Raw genomic sequence first — 2,900 nt, 5'->3', positions numbered from 1 at the left:
GGGGCCTTATCATGCTGGGACAACTCTTCGAACAGGAAGTTCGACGCCGTCGGGCGCTCGCCACGGCGATCATCCATACCGAGCCCATGCGCTGCGTCCAGTGCGGGGTCTGCTCCTACAGCTGCCCGATGGGAGTTGATGTGCGCCGTCTCGTTCGGAATGGCACGCCGATCACGCACAGCCACTGTCTGGCCTGCGGCCAGTGTGTGGCGCGCTGCCCGCGCGGAGTGTTGTCCCTCGAACCCAGCCCGATTTTCGACTGAGGGGAGGGTGGGCTTGCCGTCAGACTCTCGTCCGCAGCGCCATGTGATCGTCGGGGCCGGTATCGCCGGACTTTCGGCCGCCAAGACGATCCGCGCCGCCGATCCCCGCGCCCAGCTGACCCTCGTCACCGATGAACGGCACCTGCCGTACTCCAGGCCCGGGCTGGCCTACTACCTGGCCGACGACATCCCGCAGTCCCAGTTGTTCCCGTGGGCGAAATCCGAACTGCGCGGCCTGAAGGCAGCCTTCCTTCACGGACGTGCCGTCGCCGTGGACCCGGTCGGCCACATCCTGACGCTTTCCGATGGCCGGACGCTGGCCTATGACGCCCTGCTCCTGGCGACGGGCGCCCCGGCCGTCCTCCCCGACATCCCCGGGACTCAACTTCAAGGCGTCGTCACCTTCGATCGACTGGATGATGCGAACCGCATCCTTTCGCTGGCCAAGCGCGCCCGGCGGGCCGTCGTCGTCGGTGGGGGGATCACTGCCATCGAGATTGCCGAAGGCCTGGCGGCGCGCGGCGTGGAAACTCATTACTTCATGCGCAAGGATCGTTTCTGGAGCCAGGTCCTCGACCCGGACGAGTCACGCATGGTCGAGCAGGGGTTGATCCGCCATGGCCTCCACCTGCACTACCACACCCATGTGGTACGAGTCCTCGGCCAGCACGGGCGGGTCAAGGGTGTCCTCACGGAGCGGGGAGAGTCGATCGCCTGCCAGATCGTGGGCTTCGCCATCGGCATCCGCCCGCGCTTGGACTTGGCCCGCGCCGGCAGCCTGAACATGGATCGCGGGATCCTGACCGACGAATACCTGCGCACCAGCGCCGCCGACGTCTACGCGGCCGGGGATGCCGCCCAGGTCTTCGACCCGGCCAGCGGCAAGCACAGCCTCGAGTCGCTGTGGTGGATGGCGGAAGAGCAAGGCCGGGCGGCCGGCAGCAACATGGCCGGGCGCCCCAGCCCCTACCTGCGCGGCATCCCCTTCAATGTCACCCGCGTCGGCGGCCTCATCGTGACGATCGTCGGCCACGTCGGGCAGGGCGGCGAGGACGCCGACTTGGTGTCGATTGTGCACGGCGACAGCGAGATCTGGCGCGATGGCATGGACGCGTTCGCCGTGCTCAGCCAAAGTAAGACCAGCCGCATCCGGCTGGCCGTCGGAGAAAACTGCCTGGTGGGCGCCATCATCCTGGGGGACCAGACTCTGTCGCGGCCGCTGACCGATCTGGTCCTGAATCGCGTTCCGCTCGGCCGGCTTCGTCAACAATTGCTGAAGTCGCCCGAGAGCGCCGTGCAGATTCTGATGGACTACGGCCGACAGCAGGTTGTCCACCGAATGCAGGCGGTCGCATGACCCGGGGGGCGGAGTTGGGCAAGGTCGAGGCGCGGCGAGGCGGATTCCGGCTCGATGACGAACTCTTCCTATCCGGGTTGATGATCCTGGCCATCACGATTCTCTATCTGATGATCACAGCCGCATTGGGAGTCCCGGCGGCCAGCGGACTGTTCGGCCACTGGATCGGGATCATGGGCTTCGGCCTGATGCTGACGACGGAGACGCTGTATTCATGGCGCAAGCGCACCCGCGGCCGCACCTGGGGCCGGATGAGCACCTGGCTCAAGTTCCACATCTTCACCGGCCTGGTCGGCCCGTATCTGGTCTTCCTGCATTCGGCCTGGAAGTTCCATGGTCTGGCCGGGATCACCTTGCTGATGACCGCCATTGTCGTCGTCAGCGGATTCTTCGGGCGCTACATCTACACCGCCGTGCCGCGTACAGTCGACGGAGTCATCCTGGAGCGCGCCGAAGTCCTGCGCAGGCTGGACTCCGCCGAAGCCGCGCTGGCTAAGATCCGGGGAGAGCGCGCCGCCGCGCGTGAATTGCGCGATCCCGGCGCGGTCAGCGGGATGCTGATGGTCCTGGGCCGCTTCTTCTACGGCTGGCGCGCCGCCTGGCGCGCCTGGACCGGGGGGCGCGGCCTGGACGCGCAAGCCCGCACCGCTAGCGCCCGCGTCGAGGCCCTGATCCGGCGGCGCAACGAGCTGCAGCGCCAGGTGGTCACGCTGGCGGCCGCCCGGCGGCTGATGGCCACCTGGCACACCCTGCACGTGCCGCTGGGGCTGATGATGTTCTCGGCAGCGATCCTGCACATCGCGGCGGCGATCTATTTCGCCACCCTACTGAAGTAGGCGGCGGCCGGCATGAATCGCTTGGGGTTGTTCACCGGATCGGGGGTCGTTGGGGCGGCGCTCGTGCCGCTCCTCGTCGTGGTGATGGCCTTCGCCACCGGCGGGGATATCTTCAGCGCCGGCTCGCTCAACGCAGATCAGGGACCCGCCCCGATCGGCGGCGCATGGAGCCATGCCGAACTGGCCTGTTCCGACTGCCATGCCCCGTTCTGGTCGGCCAGCGTGATGGGCGATCGCTGCCTGGATTGCCACACCGAGATCGGCGAGCAACTGGCGACGCCCACCAGCCTGCACGCCGGAATCGCCTCGCCCGAGACTTGCCGCCAGTGTCACCCCGAGCACCAGGGAAGCCACGCCTCACTGACCCTGTACGCCCCCGACCTGTACCCGCACGCCGAGTTCGGCTTCTACCTGATCGGCCACCTCAGCCACGCCGACGGCCGG

4 protein-coding genes are annotated in these 2,900 nt (G+C 67.6%); all 4 read left to right on the top strand.

What is annotated here, in order from left to right; translation table 11 throughout:
- The coding region (locus tag MUO23_13390) for a 4Fe-4S dicluster domain-containing protein (GenBank protein ID MCJ7513943.1) at window positions 1–263 on the top strand (263 nt) is incomplete at its 5' end.
- A 13-nt stretch (window positions 264–276) separates the two neighbouring features.
- Complete coding sequence (locus MUO23_13385) at window positions 277–1,620, top strand: FAD-dependent oxidoreductase (protein MCJ7513942.1); 1,344 nt, start codon at window positions 277–279, stop codon at window positions 1,618–1,620.
- A complete protein-coding gene (locus MUO23_13380) occupies window positions 1,617–2,456 on the top strand; it encodes a hypothetical protein (protein MCJ7513941.1) in 840 nt (279 codons plus the stop codon). The genes MUO23_13385 and MUO23_13380 overlap by 4 nt, the downstream gene beginning before the upstream one ends.
- Window positions 2,457–2,468: 12 nt before the next feature.
- Window positions 2,469–2,900, top strand: a 432-nt coding sequence (locus MUO23_13375) for a cytochrome c3 family protein (GenBank protein ID MCJ7513940.1), incomplete at its 3' end; no start/stop codon positions are given.

This window comes from Anaerolineales bacterium (genome assembly GCA_022866145.1).
Lineage (GTDB): Bacteria > Chloroflexota > Anaerolineae > Anaerolineales > E44-bin32 > PFL42.
Note: the sequence above shows the minus strand (reverse complement) of the source record. Positions and strands in the feature narration are given on the sequence as shown.

Excerpts from the sequence above, each read along its gene's own strand:
- MUO23_13380 (MCJ7513941.1), top strand. The coding sequence starts at position 1,617 with ATGACCCGGGGGGCGGAGTTGGGCAAGGTCGAGGCGCGGCGAGGCGGA.